The 20,037-nt window shown below is 38.5% G+C and carries 23 protein-coding genes and 1 pseudogene; all 24 read left to right on the top strand.

The features are described 5' to 3' along the window. Positions 1-22 precede the first annotated feature (22 nt). Entirely contained in the window at positions 23-955 is a 933-nt protein-coding gene (locus NV379_RS01360; RefSeq protein WP_258205463.1) for a metal ABC transporter permease, read from the top strand. Continuing rightward, on the top strand, positions 952-1,815 hold the full coding sequence (locus NV379_RS01355) for a metal ABC transporter permease (RefSeq protein WP_258205462.1): 864 nt from the start codon (positions 952-954) through the stop codon (positions 1,813-1,815). The genes NV379_RS01360 and NV379_RS01355 overlap by 4 nt, the downstream gene beginning before the upstream one ends. Positions 1,816-1,967: 152 nt before the next feature. Further along, positions 1,968-3,482 (top strand): MFS transporter, encoded by a 1,515-nt coding sequence (locus tag NV379_RS01350; RefSeq protein ID WP_258205461.1) that lies wholly within the window; start codon positions 1,968-1,970, stop codon positions 3,480-3,482. 6 nt (positions 3,483-3,488) lie between these two features. Beyond that, positions 3,489-4,088, top strand: coding sequence for an acyl-CoA-like ligand-binding transcription factor (locus NV379_RS01345; protein WP_258205460.1), 600 nt, complete (start codon positions 3,489-3,491; stop codon positions 4,086-4,088). A gap of 164 nt (positions 4,089-4,252) precedes the next feature. Then, on the top strand, positions 4,253-4,717 hold the full coding sequence (locus tag NV379_RS01340; RefSeq protein ID WP_258205459.1) for an NUDIX domain-containing protein: 465 nt from the start codon (positions 4,253-4,255) through the stop codon (positions 4,715-4,717). A 40-nt stretch (positions 4,718-4,757) separates the two neighbouring features. Continuing rightward, positions 4,758-5,549, top strand: coding sequence for a GNAT family N-acetyltransferase (locus tag NV379_RS01335; protein ID WP_258205458.1), 792 nt, complete (start codon positions 4,758-4,760; stop codon positions 5,547-5,549). A 37-nt stretch (positions 5,550-5,586) separates the two neighbouring features. Continuing rightward, a pseudogene (locus NV379_RS01330) lies at positions 5,587-5,853 on the top strand (NUDIX hydrolase); the annotation flags it as partial. A 309-nt stretch (positions 5,854-6,162) separates the two neighbouring features. Further along, positions 6,163-6,594, top strand: a complete 432-nt coding sequence (locus tag NV379_RS01325) for a GNAT family N-acetyltransferase (RefSeq protein ID WP_258206193.1) — start codon at positions 6,163-6,165, stop codon at positions 6,592-6,594. Positions 6,595-6,621: 27 nt separating this feature from the next. Then, on the top strand, positions 6,622-7,173 hold the full coding sequence (locus NV379_RS01320) for a GNAT family N-acetyltransferase (protein ID WP_258205457.1): 552 nt from the start codon (positions 6,622-6,624) through the stop codon (positions 7,171-7,173). Positions 7,174-7,201: 28 nt separating this feature from the next. Further along, positions 7,202-7,897 (top strand): PIG-L deacetylase family protein, encoded by a 696-nt coding sequence (locus NV379_RS01315; RefSeq protein WP_258205456.1) that lies wholly within the window; start codon positions 7,202-7,204, stop codon positions 7,895-7,897. A gap of 55 nt (positions 7,898-7,952) precedes the next feature. Next, a complete protein-coding gene (locus NV379_RS01310) occupies positions 7,953-8,453 on the top strand; it encodes a DUF4937 domain-containing protein (protein WP_258205455.1) in 501 nt (166 codons plus the stop codon). 314 nt (positions 8,454-8,767) lie between these two features. Continuing rightward, the gene (locus tag NV379_RS01305; RefSeq protein ID WP_258205454.1) at positions 8,768-9,184 is read left to right on the top strand and encodes a hypothetical protein; all 417 of its coding nucleotides are present in this window, start codon (positions 8,768-8,770) and stop codon (positions 9,182-9,184) included. Positions 9,185-9,345: 161 nt separating this feature from the next. Beyond that, complete coding sequence (locus NV379_RS01300; protein ID WP_258205453.1) at positions 9,346-10,446, top strand: hypothetical protein; 1,101 nt, start codon at positions 9,346-9,348, stop codon at positions 10,444-10,446. A 300-nt stretch (positions 10,447-10,746) separates the two neighbouring features. Then, positions 10,747-11,205: a DUF5677 domain-containing protein gene (locus tag NV379_RS01295; protein WP_258205452.1), complete on the top strand. Its 459-nt coding sequence runs from the start codon at positions 10,747-10,749 to the stop codon at positions 11,203-11,205. Positions 11,206-11,276: 71 nt separating this feature from the next. Next, positions 11,277-11,468 carry a hypothetical protein gene (locus NV379_RS01290; protein ID WP_258205451.1) on the top strand — a complete coding sequence of 64 codons (192 nt, stop codon included), beginning with the start codon at positions 11,277-11,279 and terminating at the stop codon, positions 11,466-11,468. A gap of 199 nt (positions 11,469-11,667) precedes the next feature. Then, entirely contained in the window at positions 11,668-12,231 is a 564-nt protein-coding gene (locus tag NV379_RS01285; protein WP_258205450.1) for a hypothetical protein, read from the top strand. 184 nt (positions 12,232-12,415) lie between these two features. Then, entirely contained in the window at positions 12,416-14,173 is a 1,758-nt protein-coding gene (locus NV379_RS01280) for an ATP-dependent nuclease (RefSeq protein ID WP_258205449.1), read from the top strand. 528 nt (positions 14,174-14,701) lie between these two features. Continuing rightward, complete coding sequence (locus NV379_RS01275; RefSeq protein WP_258205448.1) at positions 14,702-15,298, top strand: chloramphenicol phosphotransferase CPT family protein; 597 nt, start codon at positions 14,702-14,704, stop codon at positions 15,296-15,298. Between the two features lie 53 nt (positions 15,299-15,351). Beyond that, entirely contained in the window at positions 15,352-15,915 is a 564-nt protein-coding gene (locus NV379_RS01270; RefSeq protein WP_258205447.1) for a GNAT family N-acetyltransferase, read from the top strand. A 338-nt stretch (positions 15,916-16,253) separates the two neighbouring features. Beyond that, complete coding sequence (locus NV379_RS01265) at positions 16,254-16,697, top strand: GNAT family N-acetyltransferase (RefSeq protein ID WP_258205446.1); 444 nt, start codon at positions 16,254-16,256, stop codon at positions 16,695-16,697. Between the two features lie 244 nt (positions 16,698-16,941). Further along, on the top strand, positions 16,942-17,823 hold the full coding sequence (locus NV379_RS01260) for a protein kinase domain-containing protein (RefSeq protein WP_258205445.1): 882 nt from the start codon (positions 16,942-16,944) through the stop codon (positions 17,821-17,823). A gap of 591 nt (positions 17,824-18,414) precedes the next feature. Further along, positions 18,415-18,765, top strand: a complete 351-nt coding sequence (locus NV379_RS01255) for a hypothetical protein (protein WP_258205444.1) — start codon at positions 18,415-18,417, stop codon at positions 18,763-18,765. A gap of 24 nt (positions 18,766-18,789) precedes the next feature. Continuing rightward, positions 18,790-19,245 (top strand): GNAT family N-acetyltransferase, encoded by a 456-nt coding sequence (locus NV379_RS01250; protein ID WP_258205443.1) that lies wholly within the window; start codon positions 18,790-18,792, stop codon positions 19,243-19,245. Between the two features lie 318 nt (positions 19,246-19,563). After that, the gene (locus NV379_RS01245) at positions 19,564-20,034 is read left to right on the top strand and encodes an NUDIX hydrolase (protein WP_258205442.1); all 471 of its coding nucleotides are present in this window, start codon (positions 19,564-19,566) and stop codon (positions 20,032-20,034) included. The last annotated feature ends 3 nt before the right edge of the window (positions 20,035-20,037 follow it).

The following is a 20,037-nucleotide window of genomic DNA, read 5'->3' as shown; positions in this document are numbered from 1 at the left end:
GCTAGAGAGGGGAGGATATGAAATGATAAGCCAGTGGATCGAGGCAATTATGGATCCGAACTTGCAGTGGATCTTGATCGGAAGTGCACTGCTCGGACTAAGTTCGGGGGTATTAGGGTGTTTCACTTATTTGCGTAAGCAATCTCTGATGGGTGATGCGCTGTCTCATGCGGCGCTGCCGGGCATATGTATTGCGTTTATGATAACAGGAACGAAGTCGATCTTCGGATTCTTGATTGGAGCCGCTATTGCGGGAATATTAGCGACATTAATGATCGGTTGGATTACGCGTTATTCGAAGCTGAAGCAAGATGCAGCGCTCGGAATTGTGTTGTCAGTATTCTTCGGATTCGGGATTGTATTATTAACTCAGATTCAACATAGCGACAGCGGTAATCAGAGTGGATTAGATAAGTTCTTATTCGGTCAAGCTGCGTCCATGGTATTGACAGACGTAGTGACACAAGCCATTATTTCTGTGCTGCTGATTGTAATCTGCGTTCTCTTTTTCAAAGAGTTCAAGATTATTAGCTTTGACCCGGGATTTGCACGGGGGATGGGTATTCGAGTAGGGATCTTGGAGCAATTGTTAATGTTATTAGTTGTTATTGCAGTCGTAGTCGGCATTCAAGCAGTAGGGGTTGTCTTGATGGCAGCGCTGCTGATTACACCAGCGGTTGCGGCACGGTATTGGACAGAGAAACTTGGGGTTATGGTCATCTTATCCGGTGTGTTCGGCGCAATTAGCGGTTGTATCGGTGCATTCGTATCTTCAATGGGTGCGAACCTACCAACAGGTCCTCTATCAGTTCTAGCAGCGACATTGATGTTTGTGATCTCCTTGCTATTTGCTCCGAAACGCGGATTGTTAATGAAGTTAATTCGATTTACCCTTTTGAGAAGAAAAACAAGAATGGAACAACAAAGCATAACTGAAAGGGGGCGAGCCGTATGAGTGATTTCTGGGTCATCTTAACTGGAGCATTGGTTGCATGTGCTTGCTCTCTGGTCGGTTGTTTCCTTGTATTACGCAAAATGTCGATGATAGGTGATGCGATCTCGCACTCGGTATTACCCGGAATTGTGATTGCGTTCTTGATCTCATCCTCACGTGATTCGATTCCAATGATGATCGGTGCGGCGGTAGTAGGCTTGATTACCGTATTTCTAATTGAGATGTTTAAACAAAGTGGACTGCAAAGTGATGCATCGATCGGAGTTGTATTTACGGCATTATTCTCAATCGGAGTATTGCTGGTCAGCATTTATACACGCCAAATTGACTTTGATCTAGATTGCGTTCTGTATGGGGAAATCGCTTATGTTCCTTGGAATACGATTGAAGTTGGCGGTGTGGATATTGGTCCAAAAGCCGTATGGATTATCGGGGTTGCCTTACTCTTGAGCGTACTTGTGATCGGATTATTCTTCAAGCAGTTCAAGATCTGTGCATTTGACCCCGCGATGGCAGCGGCGATCGGTATTCCGGTCATATTGTTCCACTACCTACTTATGGGACTTGTCAGTGTGACGACTGTGGCGTCTTTTGAAAGTGTAGGCGCGATTCTCGTGTTCGGTATGTTAATCATCCCTGCATCAACAGCGTACCTTCTGACAGAGCGTCTTAGTCGCATGATTGCACTTAGTATGGTGTTCGGTATTCTAAGTGCGATTCTCGGTTATGGAGTTGCTTATATGCTCGATGTATCGATCGCAGGCAGTATGATTGCAGTAAGCGGCATCCTATTCGGTATCGTGTTTGTAGGAACGAATGTGATGCGTAGAATTGGAATGCAGCGCTCGCAAGCAGTTTAATTTATAGGTGATTAGAAGGCTGTTGACTCTATGTAGTCAGCGGCTTTTTTTGTTGTATACGCAAAATAGTAAAAATGAAAGTTAGTGTCATTTGACAGTAACTATCAAATGTAATAATATACCATTATAAATATGGAGAGGTGGTTCATGTGATGGTTTCAGAAAAGAATCGTAAATGGTGGGTACTTGGAGCACTTGCCGTTAGCTTGCTGACAGTTGGTTTGGATATCACGGTACTCAATCTAGCGCTACCGACCCTGGCTAGCAAGATGCATGCAACAAACAGTGAATTGCAGTGGTTTGCAGATGCGTATAATTTGGTTATTGCCTCACTCTTGCTTCCAGCTGGGTTATTAGGTGACAAACTGGGTAGAAAAAAGATGTTGTTGATTGCATTGTTGATTTTTGGTATTGCATCTATGATTTGTGCTTTTTCGGATACCCCAAACCAGCTTATTGTTGGACGTCTCTTATTGGGACTTGGAGCTGCTTTTCTATTGCCTTTATCTATGTCAATTATTCCAGTTCTATTTACTGAAGAAGAGAGATCAAAAGCAATCGGAATTTGGGTAATGGCTAACTTTCTTGGTATTCCACTTGGGCCAATTCTTGGGGGATGGCTACTTAAAAATTATTGGTGGGGGTCAGTGTTTCTAATTAATCTGCCGATCATTCTAATTGGAATAGTTGCAATTTTCTTTCTACTAAAGGAGTCTAAAAGCACAGATCGAATAAAGGTCGATTATTTAGGAACCTTGTTGTCTAGTATCGGTATGATAGCTTTGACTTATGGTTTTATCGAGGTAGGTGAGCGGGGGTGGAGCAATATGATAGCGATGGGCTCCATGTTTGGCGGGTTAGCCATTCTTATCCTATTTATCCTCTGGGAGAGAAAGGTTGAACACCCACTTATTGATCTTAAGTTATTCAAATCATCCAGTTTTACTTGGGGTTCTATCTTGGCTACTATTGTTTCTTTTGCCATGTTTGGCTTACTTTTTGTACTGCCACAATACTTACAAGCAGTTGGCGGTTACGATACATTAGGTACAGGTTTAAGATTGCTCCCGATTGTCGGTGGGCTATTGGTTGGGGCTAAATTAGTAGATGTATTAAAAAAATTAAGTCCTAAGGCTATCTTTGTTATAGGCTTTCTATTACTTGTGATTGGGCTGGTAATAGGCTCCAATACTTCACTAACAGATGGATATGGCTTTGCTTGTATTTGGATTTCCATCGTCGGGTTAGGGATTGGCCTTATATTGCCTACTGCTATGGATGTCTCGATGTCTGCATTATCTCCCGAGCGAAGTGGAATCGGCTCCGCTATTATCATGACGCTGCGTCAAATCGGTGGGACGATAGGCATTGCCATTCTAGGATCTATGCTAAGTGTGGTATATCGTGATAAATTATATGTAGAAGGATTGCCAAGCGATGCAGTAGATTTGGTAGAGCGTAATGTATCCTCAGGTGTTGCTGTTGCTCAGAATCTAAAATCTACACCACTACTGGATTCCGTGCGGGGCGCTTTCGTACATGGGATGGATACATTATTATGGGTTTGCGCAGGGGTCACTGTATTTGGAATGATTCTTACGCTTGTATGTTTGCGACTACCACGAAATGAGAAAGAAGGTCAATCCAAAAACGTCATTAGGAGTTGAGACAGATTGCCGACAGATGAGGAACGGACTATTAGTCTACGAGAGCGGAAAAAAGCAAAGACGATGGCTATGGTTCAAAAGCATGCGCTGCGCCTTTTTCGGGAAATCGGGTATAATGCAACAACTGTTGAGCAAATTGCGGAAGTGGCAGAAATTTCCCCTAGCACTTTTTTTCGTTATTTTCCAACAAAAGAGGATGTAATTCTTAGGGATAACTATGATCCATTAATCATATCCGCATTCGAAGAGCAGCCGCTCGATCTAAGTCCACTTGCTGCAGTGCGTAATGCCATGCTATTAGCAGTAAAGGATATGTCGGAAGAAGATTTGATTACAGTGCGTGAGCGAAATCAGTTAATTATGTCTGTTCCAGAATTACGGGCTGCTACCTTGAACAATTTGATGCAAACGATGGATATGATAGCGGAATTGATTGCGAAAAGAGTGGGCAGAAGTCCAAATGACTTGGATGTCCGTATTTTTGCAGGTGCGATTATTGGGGTTAATATTTCGGTTATGCAGCATCATGCAGAGCATCCGGATTCCGATTTTGCAGTTTTACTGACTGAAGCTTTGAGTAAGTTGGAATCTGGTCAATTCTTATAGAGAATGCTAGACAGTTGTTTATTGATATTCTTGAAGGCGTGAGTTCGCTATGGTATCGGACTCATGCCTTATTAATTTTTACTTGTAAAGGATTTCAAGTGTGAACATCGAAGTAAAAATGATGGTTTTCGACAAATTTTACGATAAGACTAGCGAGGGATAACATGGCGATCAAAATTGTTGTTACAGGCGGGGCTATTATTCGAGATTCACAAGGTAGAATTCTGATGCAGAAGCGTTCAGACTACGGGGATTGGGGATTGCCAGGAGGCGGTATGAATCCAGGGGAGACTGTTGAAGAAACCGTTGTACGTGAAATTAAGGAAGAAACGGGTCTTGAGATCCTTCAATATGAATTGCATTCCATATATAGCGGTCCGCGTATGCAATATATGTATCCGGATGGGAATGAAGTTGTATTCGTCATGTTCTTATTCGAAGCGACTGCCGATTTAAGGGGTCGACTCGCTGATGATGGTCAAACCCTCCTTTTCGAAGATTCAGAAAAAGAATCCTTGCAATTAAAATTTATGGACTTACAATATATAAATATTCAAGAGATCAATCTCGTGCAAAAGCCTGTGTTTGAAGACTTAAAAGCAGGTAAGGAAGGGCTACTTCGCAGTTAAAGTAAAGAGAATGGACATCGGAGAGGGAGGTTGTTTGGCTATGATTAGACGTTTAGGGATAGATGATCACGAATCACTTATGCAGTATTTAGGGGAAGAGCCTTCGATTAACTTGTTTATGATTGGGGATATTGAGGCGTTCGGGTATGAGAGCGATTTTCAAGATATATGGGGGCAAATGGATACCGAGGGCAATTATGAAGCGGTCATGCTCCGTTACTTCCAGTCGTATATCGTATATGCCAAAGCCTCGTTCGATGTTCAAGGTTTCGCAGCTATCATGAATGAGGATCCGAATTTTAAAGAGTTCTCAGGCAAAGCAAGCGTCGTAGGAGCGTTCGAGAATGGGATTGTTCCTAAATTAGGGGAAAGAAAGCCAACCTATTTCAGTGAGCTGAAAGTTGAGAGCTTTACACCAATCTCGACTTCTGAGGATCGTGTGAAAGAAGCTGATCTTGAAGATATTGATCGAATTATTGAGATTCGGACCAAAGGGTTCAGCAGTTACAATACACGAAGTAACGCAAGAGAGAGTTTACTGAAAGTCATGGAAAGCGGTACTTCGCGCTCTTTTTATACAGAAGATCAAGGTGTGATGACAAGTATCGCTTCAACAACAGCAGAGAACAGCATGTCTGCGATGATCGTCGCGGTTTGTACAGACGCTAATTATCGTCAGCAAGGACTTGCTTCGGAAGTGATGTCTACATTATGTCGAAGAGTATTAAATGAAGGAAAGACGTTATGTTTGTTCTATGACAATCCCAAGGCTGGCGCGATCTATAAGCGATTAGGTTTTCAAGATATCGGCATGTGGAACATGTATAGATAGCTATTATTAATATAGTTAATTAAATGAGGGTGAGTGTATGTTTAAATTCAATATTTGTTTTATACGACGTGGAGATGAAGTGCTGCTCGTAAATCGTAATTATCCATCATGGATGGGTTGTTGGAACGGTGTTGGCGGTAAGCTTGATGATGGAGAGTCCCCAAGGGCTTCTGTCATACGTGAAGTGTTTGAAGAGACGGACATTGAGCTTGAGGATGTCACTTATAAAGGTGTTGTGTCATGGATTTCTAATGAAGGCAAGTATTACGGCGGCATGTATGTGTATGTGGCAGAGGTACCGTTTGATTACAAGTTCCCAACACCTTATTTTACATTAGAAGGTATCTTGGATTGGAAAAGAATCGATTGGGTGCTTGATCCGGAGAATGATGGTGTAGCCTCGAATATTTCGAAATTCCTTCCTTATGTGCTGAATGATTCACAAGCATACAATCACTTGTGTACGTTTAAAGGAAATCGAATGACTGGATTTAAGAGTTACGCTCTTTCCCCAGAGTCGGAGCATAATGAAGAGCTCGATAAAGAGTGGGGTGAAGTCTTCGATCCTACAGTATCTCCAATTCGCTTGCTAAAATCAGATGAACCACTTCCGATGGAGCTTCTGTTATTAGCGGACCCTGAAGAGGGTTTGGTTCAGAAGTATGTAGCTGAGGGACAGTGTTATGTGTATGAGGAACTAGGACAAGTTATCGGGGAATATGTGCTCTTGCCGAAGAATGAGACTGTGGTTGAGCTGATTAATGTAGCGGTATCTGAGTGTGTGCAGGGTAGGGGTCTAGGTAAGATGCTGGTCCAGCACGCGGTTCAGTCAGCTAGGAATCTTGGGTATTCAAGTATTGAAGTTGGAACGGGAAATTCAAGTGTCGGCCAGCTTCATCTATACCAAAAGTGTGGCTTCCGGATTACGGGCATTGATACAGACTTTTTCGTTCGAAATTATGCAGAGCCGATTATGGAAAATGGGATGCAGTGTCGGGACATGATTCGGATGAGTCAATTGTTGTATAGACTGGAAAATTATTGAAGCATTCGATAAGAGGAGAGGGTACAGATGGCAATTACGATGGAAACGCACAATTTGATGATTCGACCACTCAGAGAAACGGATTCAGAGGCGATGTTTGACTATTTTTCCAAACCAGAAGTCATGCAGTATTTCGGAAATGACCCTCATGCAACGATTGAGGACACTCGTAAAGTTCTGCATACGATGATGCACGGAGAAAATGACGGCAGAGCACGCTGGGGGATTGTAAGAAAAGGTGATGATGCGGAAGATACCGTAATTGGTACAATTGGTTATCACTTACACAATCTTGTGCATAAGCGTTGCGAGATTGGCTATGAGTTGCATCCGGATTTCTGGGGTCATGGTTATATGAGCGAAGCGGTGCGCGCAATTATTCAATTTGGGTTTACGGAGCTTGGATTGGAGCGGATTGCTGCGGTTGTTTATTTGGATAATGTAGGATCGATCCGAGTGCTAGAGAAGCAAGGTTTTGAAAAGGAAGGCATCTTGCGCAAATACATCGTATCAGGTGGGAAGTCGCATGATGTCTACGTGCTTTCCTTGTTACGAAGTGATTGGGAGTCTAGAAATTAAAGATAGTGAATAGATGGGAGTGTTCATAATGAGTCATTCGATCAGCTTTATATATGCGCATCCAGATGATGAAACGTTCGGCTGTGCGGTGTTAATTCGTCAGGTCGTAGATCGAGGTGGTAAAGCGACATTGTTATCTGCAACCCGTGGTGACGCTGGCAAGACAGGTCGATTAGGCGATATGACCAAAGAGCAGCTTGCTGTCGTACGTGTTGGAGAGCTGCGTGAGGCTTGCGATATTATGGGTATCTCTGAGATTAAACACTTAGGTTATCCCGATGGGAAGCTAAGTACGATTGACCGCACAGAGCTTGCGGAGAAGATCATTAACTTCATTAACGAGCATAAACCCGAAGTAGTCGTAACATTCCCAGAGGACGGCATTAGCCTTCATCCCGATCATACTGCCATTCACCACGCAACAAACGCTGCAATCTTCAGCGGTCGCTGCCCGTCCGTTCAGAAGTATTACTACAACGCCTCTCACCCTTTAGCACAGATGGGTCACTATCCCAATCTCCGTATCGATACCGAGCAGCAGTGGGATATGAAGGCAGATGCGCTTAAGGCGCATAAGTCACAGGCGTTCTCTGTTGAGCGTGTGTTTGGTGAGCATGTAACATTTGCTGAGAGTTATCGTTATGAGTCGTTCGTGCTTGTGTGGGAGCGTGGTGTGGAGTGGCCGGGTGGGCAGGAAAAGTGGGTTTTTGAGAGTTTGGAGTAGGTGGATGAAAGGTAACTGTTGTTGTTGAGAGAATGTGCCGGAGGAAGAAAATTCTATGCTAATCAAAATTATCATATGCACCGTAAATGATGAATCTAAGGAAAATTTCTCTCATGCTCAATCTCAGTGGAAAGATCTGAAATTTGCTCGTGGATTCATTGCCCAAGTTGGGGGATGGAATCTTGTTAATCCGAATGAAGCGGTCATAGTAGGTTTCTGGAAGTCAATGGAGGACTACAAGAAGTTTATGGCCGATCTTCATGATCGGATTATGGATTCGAATGAACAGGGAAAATCGTATGAGAAGATAGAAGTGGGTTTGTGGACGACGGAAGAGGTTTTGAGTGGGGATGAGGTAGCTAGGTTTGGATTCTTAGCGTTGATTGATGTTGAGGATGATGGTGTGGATGTGGAAGGCTTTATTGGAAAAGATTCTGTTGTGATGCAAATAGAGAGTGATGGAGTTAGGAAGATATTGGTGTTAGGTAGCACTATTGAAGGGGTTTTAGAAGGTTGTAGAGCAAGGGTACCATTTGATAAAGAGTGGATTGTATAAGGGGCTAATTAGGTTAGCTACTAAGAAATAAGTTAGAGTATTCACAACATTTAAGTGGCTTAATGCTGAATCCGTACTAAGAATTTAGTTGATGGATTCACAAGGTTCGTAAATATTCTGTTATATGAAAGTCAGGAAAAACTAATAAAAGGAGTGTGTACATAAAGAAGATGAGACTAAGAAATTACATCACCGATAGGCTTGATTCTTTTTTTGAATTCCTAGTAACAAAAAGTATTTCAAATCTTGCTAACCAAATTAGACAAATGAGAGGCCAATGCTTTAGGGACAATGATTTTCAGTATAATGAGTATATGAATTTATTACGGAACTTTTACATATTTGAAGCAGAGTCGTATTGTCAAAATAATAACCTAAGGTATATTGATGAACTTTTATTTAGAAGGAAAGAACTTAAAGACCAAAGTAACTATTGGTTGAGTGTAGGAGTTGGTATAGGCACAGGAATTCCAGTGGGACTTTTCGTTAATAACATAAGTAAATTTAGTTTTCTTGTCAGTGACCTCAATGATGGGGTGTTACAAGTAGCATTTAAGCTAATTTTAATTCTATCTGTAATGTTCTTTGTCATTTTGTTAGTTTTTATTATCCAAGCTATTTTCAAGTACTTTTCAATAAATAAAAATCCATTAGTTCAATATAGTGAAGAAGAAGAACTGAGAATTATAGAGGAACGAATTAATAATATTTTAACAGAAATCAATAAGTAAACCGAGGAAGCCTGACCTTCATATAACAAAGTATTCACACTGCGGGGACAAGTCCCCTTGGTCTGCCTGAGGCAATTCGGGGAAGTGTGTTCAGTCAGACAACCCTGCGAGGCTAAGTCCTGCGGACCCAGTCGCTGTGCTCCTTTAAGCCTCTCGGGTTCGTGAATACGCAAACGTTAGGCGAAATTACATTAAAGGAATGGTTATTTAGAATGAAATTTTACTATTCATCTTTATATATACATGAAACACTGAGTTCATTTGAAGACCTCAAAAATAAAATAGATCCTCAATTAATTGAACTATACTTAGATACAAATATTTGTATATATCTAACCAAACTCTACAAGGAACCGAGTAGTCTTGTAAGTCAAACAGATAATACTTTTGAAGAATTATTAGGTTTGCTTAAGAATATCGAGACGAATAATTTATTAGTTGATTTTTCTCTTGGGCTGGAGGAATCATGTCGAGAACTAAGTAACTTTGAAATTAATATGTCGAAGTTCAATGACATGAATAATGCAATTAGATCTTTATTCGAAATGGATTACTTTCAAATGTTGCAGCATAGCAAACTTATAAAGTTTGAACCATTCATTAAACATGAAACACGAAAAACGAACAGTAAAACAAATAGTTTGGAAAGCGTAAGTAGTTTCCAGCGTCTTCTATTTGTTTCATATGCTTGTTTGTTAAAAATGTACATATTGGATAAGAAAAAAAACTTAAAGAGTAATACTCAATTAATAATTGAGTATTTTGACTTCGTAGAAAAGGAAATAGATATTTTTAGTGCTTCAATAACTATGTTTGCTCATTATTATTTTAGTGGTAATAATAAAATTAGAAAGCTTATCCATAAAACAAAGAATAATGATGAAGATAAGCTACATGCAATATGGAATGCATCGTTAGACTTAACATTTCCAGCATTGGTGAGTCAAAAGTTTCTAAAAGATAAGATTATCCCAGTTTTCGTAACAGCAGATGAGAATTTATGGTTAATTTTTGATTCAATGAAAATGAAATTTATGATCACGAATGGAACTGAAGCAGCATTGCCTCCGTTTTTAGAAGTGGATTATACAAGAACTAACTGGACTCAAGCTGAATTACAAGAGATTAATAATTTTTACGATGGGATTATGGAACGAAGGAAATATAAATTCGTGTTTAATAATTTCGACCAAGAAGAACTAATCAATCGAATGCGGATATTATGCTTTAATTTAGAAAAAGAACTAAAGAATTCTCTCTAGAGTCATCGAAGAAGGCTGCAACTTCGCTAACAAAATATTCACGCATCGGGCATTCTCCCTCGGTCTGGCAGGAGTTAGAGGTGGAATTAGAGAGGTATTTCAGTTTCGAGGAAGCGGGAGCAGCCGGACACATCCGCACCACCTAACCGCGTCGCGGTCGCCACTCTGTGGCTTAAGGTGGTGGGACGTGGTGAATACAAGAACGTTATGCGAAATTATCTTTATTCAAAGGAGTACAACATGTAATTCGATCAAAATGGTTTTTTAGGCATTCAGATTGAAAGTATTTCAAATGAGATCGTGAATAAACATAGGAAAATATTTGATGTTTGTTTTGACGTTAATAAATTTTCACATAAAGTAAAATTTGAATTTGATATAAATAACAACAATATTCTACATGTTTTAAGCGCTTCTCTATTTTTAAAAATTTTAAACTGTTTTCAGTCAATCATAATATTGAGTAAGTTAGGTCTTGAAAGCGAATCTAAAATTCTTACGAGGACTTTAATAGAATCTCTGTTTGTACTTAAAGCAATCTCAGAAGATGAAAAAGAAATAAATAACTTTATTAAAACTGACTATAAGAAAAGAGAACAACTTCTTAAACTCATCTTTGATAAAGATGCTGAAAATACTTATGGAGAAATAAGAAAAAAGTTAGACAAGGAAATGTATGAAGAATTGCGATCATTTAATAAAGAAAAAGACATTAGAGATATTAAAGTACATGAATGGGCTAAGAAACTAATCTATTAAACTATTATGCTTTTGCATATAAGGTGCTCAATAGTGAGGTTCATGCAGATATTAGAACATTAGAGAAGTATTTGGATTTAGATGAGGAAAACGGATTACGAGGTTTTAATATTTTTCCTAGTGACCTCAATCTTAAAGATACCTTATTTACTGCATGCGGAGGAGTGATTATCTCACTGGAAAGTCTGTTTGAGATATTTTCATTAGAGTATAAAAACATTATTAGAGATTTTGAAGAAGAACTGATAGATGCAAGAAGGTAACTTAGCCTAACACCGTATATACGCTGCGGGCTTTGCCCTTGGTTCGCAAGAAGAGGTAGGCAGGGTAGCTATTTCAACTCACTACCCTACTAGGCTAAGTCCGTCGGACCCGGCGCGTGCGTACCTTAAGCCTCTCGGGTTCGTAGATACACGAACGTTATACGAAATTACAATAAATCTAACAAGGGAAGTACAAAAGATGATAAATGAAGAAAAACAAAAATCTTTATTTGCTCTAGATAATGCAAGAATATGGTGTAAAGGAGTAATTATCGAAAGTGATAGAATACTGGAATCTAATGATGAAATAATTAGCTTGTTTCAGGAAATTAGGGATATTAGTAGCTTTAGTTCCAATGATAGACAAAGAATGGACCACGTTTCGGATATGTCTAGACTTGAAGAGTATTACTTTGTAATTGCACTTAATAAAGCACTTGTATGGCTTATAGAGTGCAAGTCTTATTTTAATGAAATGCAGAATATAATTAATAGAATAAATAATGAGTTGCCTTATATTAGAGAAGTAAGAAATATGAGAGAACATGAAATTGAATACCATAAGAATGAAGGCAGAAAACAGGGAGATTTTATAAGACCATTAGGAGAAGAAGGCAAATCAATAGCAGATGCTACATCAACAATAGTTAATGAGGAAGGTTATTTCGTTGACGGCAGAATAAGTGTCCAAAAATCAAAAACATTATTCAACGAAATTTTTAAAGAACTGGAAATTCTGAAAGAAGCTCAGTGGAGAATATAACTTCGTATAACACCTATCTGTGCTTCAGCCTAACGACCTCGTCTGCAGGAGTGATTTCGAAGAAGAGTAAGACAATCCTGCACAGCCTAACCGCATCGCGACAAGTCGCTACGCTCCTTTAAGGCAGTGATGGTTCGTAGATACATAAACGTTATCTGAATTCAACAAACAGAGGAGAATAAATATGAAACTATCAAGAATTGGAATTAAAAATTTTCGTAGGATTGAGTATGTTGACCTAAATTTTAATACAGCATCCTTTATTATTGGTCCGAATAATGTAGGAAAAACATCTGTTATTAAAGCAATTGAGGCTTTACTTTCTCTTAGTAATACTATAAAGCCAGATGATTTTAGGGTACTCTCGGATGGGCAAAGAGAAAAGGAGATTGAGATTTGTGGCTATTTCACAGATATTGATGCGACTACTGCGAAATCAAGAGGATTCAAAGGTAGGGTAATAGATGGACAATACATATATAAAAAAACATTTGATATAGGCTCGACTAAGGCTAAAATATGGACACTACAATACCACTACACAATCAAAGAAGAGTTTGAGAATGTGAGCAAGTGGAAGGATTTAATAGAACTTGGTTTCAGAGAAGATATGTTGACAGATTTATTTGGACCAAAACCCTCAAATGGAAAGCTATCATCAGGGTGGGAATTCATTATAGAGGATGCTGTTGTTTGGAATTTTGAATCGGAACCTGAGTATATCGAGAATCCTGGTGGGATTGCTAGTAATGTTGCTTCGAAATTAACACGATTGGTTCATATACCATCTTATGCCAATGTTGATGATATAGGAAAAGCGGATGGAAATAAAACATTACTAGGTGAATGCCTAGGGATTTTGTTTGAAGATTTGTTGTCTCAGAATGAATTGGCTACTACAATTCAAGGTCAACTTACCGAACTACAAACGGTAATGTCTCCGGATAATAGTAGTTCATTGATAAGTGGATTATGTGCGGATGTCAATTCAGTTATTGATGAAGTATTTCCGGGTTGTGGAATTAAAATAAATCCTTCTCTTCAAGATTTAAATAGTGTATTGAAACCAAGGTATGATGTCGAAATGTTCTCTAATGTTAATACAAGTGCGGAGAAGCAAGGAACTGGTTTGGTGAGAACTGGTATTTTCTCTATGCTTCGATATCACTCGCACTTAAAAGCATTGGGAGAAGCTAAAACTAGGCCATTGTTAGTTGCTTTTGAAGAACCTGAAATCTATTTGCATCCTGCAGCGGCAAATCTTTTGAGGGATACGATTTACTCCTTGGGTGAAACTGATCAAATTATTTGTTCAACTCATTCCCCATGGATGATAGATCTGTCAAAAGATTGGTTAAGTTTGACCAAACTGTACACTGATTCTAACGGATATACCAAATCATTCAATTATGGCTTGAATGATGCTGTAAAGGAATTAGAGACGGAAGAAAAGGAATTATTGAAGATGGTCAAGACTTTTGATGACGAATTATCGCGAATTTTCTTTGCTGATAGATGTGTCATTGTAGAAGGGGATTCCGAGGTCATTGCTATAAAAAATACATTAAAGTTGCTTGATGCTACTACAAGAAAAGATATTCTGTCAAAAACACAAGTTATAAAAGCAAGAGGAAAAGCAGCAATAATACCTTTAGTAAAGTATCTGAAAAAACTTAGCGTTCCCCTATATGTTATCCACGATCGTGATAAAGGTGTGGCTGGAGCAGAGAAATTCAACCTCCCTATTGCAACTGCTATCGGAAATCCTGCTTGTGTATCTATGTTGGAGGAATGCTTGGAGGAGTGCTTAGGATATCAAGCGCCTAGTAGTGATAAACCATTTAAAACTCATTCAGAAACAAGCAAATGGAAAGAAAAAAGTGAAATCCCTGAATCATGGAAGACAGTTTTCCAAAAAGCTTTCGAATGTAATATAGAATAGAATATTGAACCAGTGAAAGTTAGATTAGGTTATCTGAGGGGCCCTTGAATTTAATTTGTACAATATTTTGCAACGGCTCTTACGCAGTCTTTCGGAGGACTTTGAAGAGTTCTTCCAGTAGAAAACCACTTAGTATTTCATAAATAAAGAAAATATAACTGATTTAAATAAGATTGTAATGTAGCCCAATCAAAAAAATGTTGAAATATGATTGGAAGATAGACAAGGAAACTGATTATTATATGTTTGAATGTAGTTCAAGAAGTATGTGAATGGTGATTCGCAAAAGTGAATTTTGAATAGTATTTCGAGGGAGTCGTTGACTTCAGTTAACACCGTATCTACACTTCGGGACTTGCGTCTCTTGGTCTGCACGAGGAATTTCGGGGGAAGTGGAATCAGTCAGACAACCTTGCTAGGCTAAGTCCTGACGGACCCAGTTGCTATGCTCCTTTAAGCCTTTCTGGTTCGTGAACACATCAACGTTATCTGAAAGATACATAAATCTTATATGTGAGGGTGATTCGAATGAAGCAAGGAATCATTGTGTTGATAAACGGAACTTCAAGTGCAGGAAAGACTAGTATTTCTATTGAACTGACAAATCAGAAAGAGATTCTTTTTCATCATTTATCAGTAGATGATTTTTATAATAATTACAATGAATTTATTAATAATAAATTTTCAGATGTTGAACCTACGAGAGAAGTAGATGATCAAGCTGTCGGACAAATACTTTTTGATCCCATAATCTCAGTGTACTATGCGACAGTTAAATTATTTTCAGAAATGGGTTTGAATGTAATAGCAGATACTGTAATCGACAATGACAAGAGGTTTAATGAGTGTCTTGATCAATTTTTCGATCAGCCTACATTATTTGTAGGTGTAATATGCTCGAAAGAAGAACTCATAAGAAGAGAGAAATCAAGAGGAGATAGAAATATTGGGCTAGCAGCTTCACAGTTCAACAAAGTATATTGTATTGATGAATATGACATCGAAGTAAATACGGAAGAATTGAGTCCGGCAGAATGTGCTGAAAAAATATTAAGTTTTATTAAGTCCAATAAGGAATACTCGGTATTTAAGAAATTAAGTAAAAGAAATGTTAGTGTTTCATAGAAGGCGTATCCATCAGATAACAACATATTCACTAATACAGAGGGGATTATAAAATGAATCCAATACTTATAGATTTTCCAAACCAATTTACAACTGAAAGGTTATTGATTAGAACACCTCTACCTGGTGATGGCAAGGTAGTATATGAGAGTATAATGTCATCGATTAATGAGCTCAAGGAGTGGTTATCGCTTTTTGCACAGAACGAATTTACTGAACAGTCTATCGAAGCAATCCTACGAGAATCATATGTAAAGTTTATTAAGAGAGAAGAACTTAGACTTCTGATATTTGATAAAGATACGAATCAATTCATTGGTTTATCTGGATTGAACAAGCCAGATTGGGAGATACGTAAATTTGAAATCGGATACTGGGTTGATTCACGTGTGAGTGGAAAGGGGTATATGACTGAAGCCGTTCAAGGAATAACCAATTTTGCCTTTACAGAGTTGAAGGCTAGAAGAGTAGAAATTCGTTGTGATACTTTAAATTACAAGAGTAAGGCGATTCCAGAAAGATTAGGTTTTCAATTAGAAGGAACATTAAGATGTGAAGATTTATCATCAGATAAGAGTCAGATAAGAGATACACATATCTACGCTCTAGTTAAATAAATGGTTGGTGTTAGTGGCCAAAGAAGGCTTTGACATCCTATAACACCTATTCACGAATAGGCTATTTACCCTAGCCGGACACATCCGCACTACCTAACCGCATGGAGGCAGCGACATTGTGGCTTAAGATGGTGAGAAGCCGTGAATACAATAACGTTATTCGAAATTCATAGGAATTGTCTAATAAAACATGAAAGATCAAATAGCATGAAAGGAGTGATGTGGTATGAAAAATATAAATGTGAATAAAACCAACAGTGATTTAAGAGGTGTTTTGATTTAACACAGAGGAATGATTAAGTGATTCCTCTGTGTAACTTGACTAGGAGGAATCTAAAATGGTAATTAGTTTGATGCCTGTATCGGTTGATAACTGGTACAACTGCACACAATTGGAAGTAACAAAAGATCAAAAGAAAGTATTCCCAGCCCCAATAGTATATTGGATTGCTGAATCTAAGTATGTGACTGACTTCGAGCCGATGGCAATTTATTTAAGTGAGGATATTATAGGTTTTATTGTATATTGTAAGATACTAGATAATGAGGGTAACTATTGGATTCCAGCACTGATGATTGATGAAAGGTATCAGGGAAAAGGGCATGGAAAACAATCGATGAAGCTATTGATAGAATTAATGAAAGAAACATTGGACTGCCAAAGAATTATGATAGGACATAGACTCGAGAATACAGTTGCAGGCAATCTATATGAATCTCTGGGATTTGAAAGAGTAAGTAAAGAATTAATTGACGGTGAAGTGGTTCGTCTTTTGACTTAAATGAATCGATTAGTTATTCAAAGAAGTCAATGAACATCGTATAACATCATATTCATGCCGCGGTCGCAGATGCTTCCTGGGTCTGCCCGCGGTACTTTCGAAAAAGCTGAATCAGGCAGATGCAAGACTAAGTGGCTAAGCAACCCGATTGATAACGTCCTTTAAGCCTATGGGGTGCATGAATACACAAAACGTTATACGAAACATTTGTAAGGACGGAAATTTAAAAAGAATAGGGGAAATTATGACCGAACAAATTGTTACATACCATATTGATAAAGTCTCATTTAGTCTAAAGGAAAAAGTTTGTTTTAATTGGTTGACGAATTTGGGCTGTGTATTTGTCGTATTCGATGAACAAGATTCCGGCAATATTTGCTTTGGAGTGGAACAAGGCGGGCAAAAGAAGTTTGTTAAATTTGCAGGTGTAAAGACACTTAACTATAGTGGTGATTCTACAGATGCTGCTGCGAGGTTGATAAGAGCCATTCCCGTATATAATGATTTGAAACATCCGAATGTGATCAATTTACTTGATCATTTTAAAGTCGATGCTGGGTATGTGGCGGTGTTCGATTGGTTCGAAGGTGAGAACCTCCATCCCCATTGGATTTATCCTCCACCAGCCAAATACATTGATCCGAATTCTCCATTTTATAAATACAAGCGATTGACGCTCCAACAAAGAATGGAATCACTAGACAAATTATTCTCGTTTCACGTATTTATCGAATCCAAAGGTTATGTAGCCATCGACTTTTATGATGGCAGTATACTTTATGATTTTAATCGTCATGAAACAAGAATATGTGATATTGATTTTTATGAGAAGAAACCATACATAAATTCAATGGGCAGGATGTGGGGCTCATCTAGGTTTATGTCTCCTGAAGAATATGAATTAGGGGCTGCAATTGATAGTCGAACGAATGTATTCAATATGGGAGCATCAGCTTTTGTCTTGTTAGGGGGAGAGCTTGATAGGTCATTCGAGAAATGGGAAGCCAGTCATGAACTCTATCAAGTTGCATGTAAAGCAATAGATGCCGACAGGAATCAAAGATATCAGTCTCTTTCTGAATTTTATAAAGCTTGGAATGAGGTAAGGAACGGAATGACAGTATAGTAAAGGCATCGGGTAAACCAGCTAATCAAAGTCAACAGACTTAATTAAGCCTACTCCGAGAAATAAGTTGATGGTAAAATATTACTATGAAATTGCGTTATGTGCACTGAAAAGGAGCGCCGTTACGCAGAATTCCGAAAATCATGCGCAAAAGTTTGTTAGAGGCATTTGGGGTTAGTCTGGGAAGGCATTGACATCTCATAACAAAGTATCTTATGAAGTTAAATCAGGCAGATAACTCTGCAAAGCTAAGTCCTTCAGACCCACTCGCTGCGCTCCTTTAAACCTCTCGGGTTCGTGAACACACAGAAACGTTATCTGAAATTAATGCAATGGAGGGTACGTGATGAAGAAAGTTAAACCAAAATTTCAATATTTGTTGTTGTAGTTATTATATTAATTGTTGGTTGGTGGAGTGGGTATAGATTTGATGGTTTAAGTGCGGCAAGGGCAAATTCCTCTGTTCCAAAGAATGCAAAGTTAATAGATCAAATTGATTATGATTGGGGAGGAGTATACATATTTGATTCTCCTGAAAAGCCTATTACTGCTACAAGCATCAATGATTACGGTTATTTGTGGTCTTCAAAAATGTCTGTTTATTACTATCATAACGATGACACAATAAAAACAATTGGCAGTGTGTCTCTAGCGAATCCAAGGGAGAAGGCGACTGTAATAAGTGTGTTGGTAAAAGATCCGGACATATCCTATATTGAAATTGGTCCGCAAGAAAAAAGATTAAGGAAAGGGGCAACCTTAGATAAACCAATAACATTTTCATGGGATGTTCCATATCAGTGGAACGAGTTAACTCCAAAGGCATTTAACAAGAATGGTGAATTGATCTACGAATATCGGTTCGCCAAAGCGAATGTTACCAAGGCAGAGGATTTAAGGTGGTATTCAACAAAAGAGAAGTTAAAATTGGATTTTAAATAAGAGAATGAGAGGGGATGCATATAAATGATTACTTTAGATGTAATGAATTCTACTGAATTCCAAGAGTATTTAAATACCGCAATTCATAGTTATGCAGAGAGCAACGTTCAGTCTGGTAATTGGAGCGAGCAGGAGTCTATTAGTAAGGCAATGGAACAATATACTCAACTTTTGCCGGATAACGAGAAAACCGCTGATAACAAATTATTTACTATTCGATTTGAAGGTGAAGAGGTAGGAGTTATTTGGATGGCTTTGAAACCGAACAACAAAGGCTTTATTTACGACATAAAGATTAAGGAGGATTATCGCGGACGTGGATTTGGTAAGCAAGCGATGGGGGAAATAGAAAAGGTGGCTAAAGAATATGGCTTGAAGAGTATTGGTCTTCACGTCTTTGCTCATAACCCACTAGCACGTAGTTTATATGAAAAGCTAGGATATAAAGAAACGAGTATCGTCATGGCAAAAGAATTATAAAACAATATCTAGTTTAACTAACAGAGAAATCGATAGTAAAATTAATAAGAACATTATTATTTGGAAAAAGGTGCTGACTTCCTATAACAGTATATTCACATATCATCGCCTATCGACTTAATACCCTAAGCGATTTTACATAAGAGAAAGAGGATGCGACTTGATGCTGAATTACACAAACACAACAAAAGAATTATCAGAAAGCGGTATTGATACGGCTATTATCTCTGTTGGTGCGACAGAGTGTATGGCAAAACTTTAAATGCATACGTAATTTTAACAGAAAGACAAGTAAACCATAATTAGGAGGCTAACAAAATGAACTATATCATGGAATTAAGAAAATTAGTGGGTTCACGACCATTAATTATGGTAGGAGCATGTGTGCTTGTATTTAATGATGAACGATATCTATTACTTCAAAAACGAACAGATAGTCTGGACTGGGGTGTTATTGGTGGTGCTATGGAATTAGACGAATCATTAGAGGAAGCAGCGGCTCGTGAGCTATTCGAAGAGACTGGATTGAAAGCGAGAGCGTATAAATTTATAGCTATACACTCGGGAGCGGATATGTATTATAAGTATCCACACGGCGATGAAATCTATAACGTCACGGCAGTCTATGAGGCAATAGAAGTTGAGGGTACACCAATTATTAACGATGATGAAGGGATCGAATTAAGGTACTTCTCATTGGAAGAACCGATTCCAAACATGAACTCTTTTACAGAAGTATTATTAAACAAACTAGGCTATAAAATGACAACACTAACACCAAGGGGCTAGTAA

It is taken from the genome of Paenibacillus radicibacter (assembly GCF_024721995.1).
Classification (GTDB): Bacteria; Bacillota; Bacilli; order Paenibacillales; family NBRC-103111; genus Paenibacillus_AM; species Paenibacillus_AM radicibacter.
This window is presented reverse-complemented; position numbering and strand designations above follow the sequence as displayed.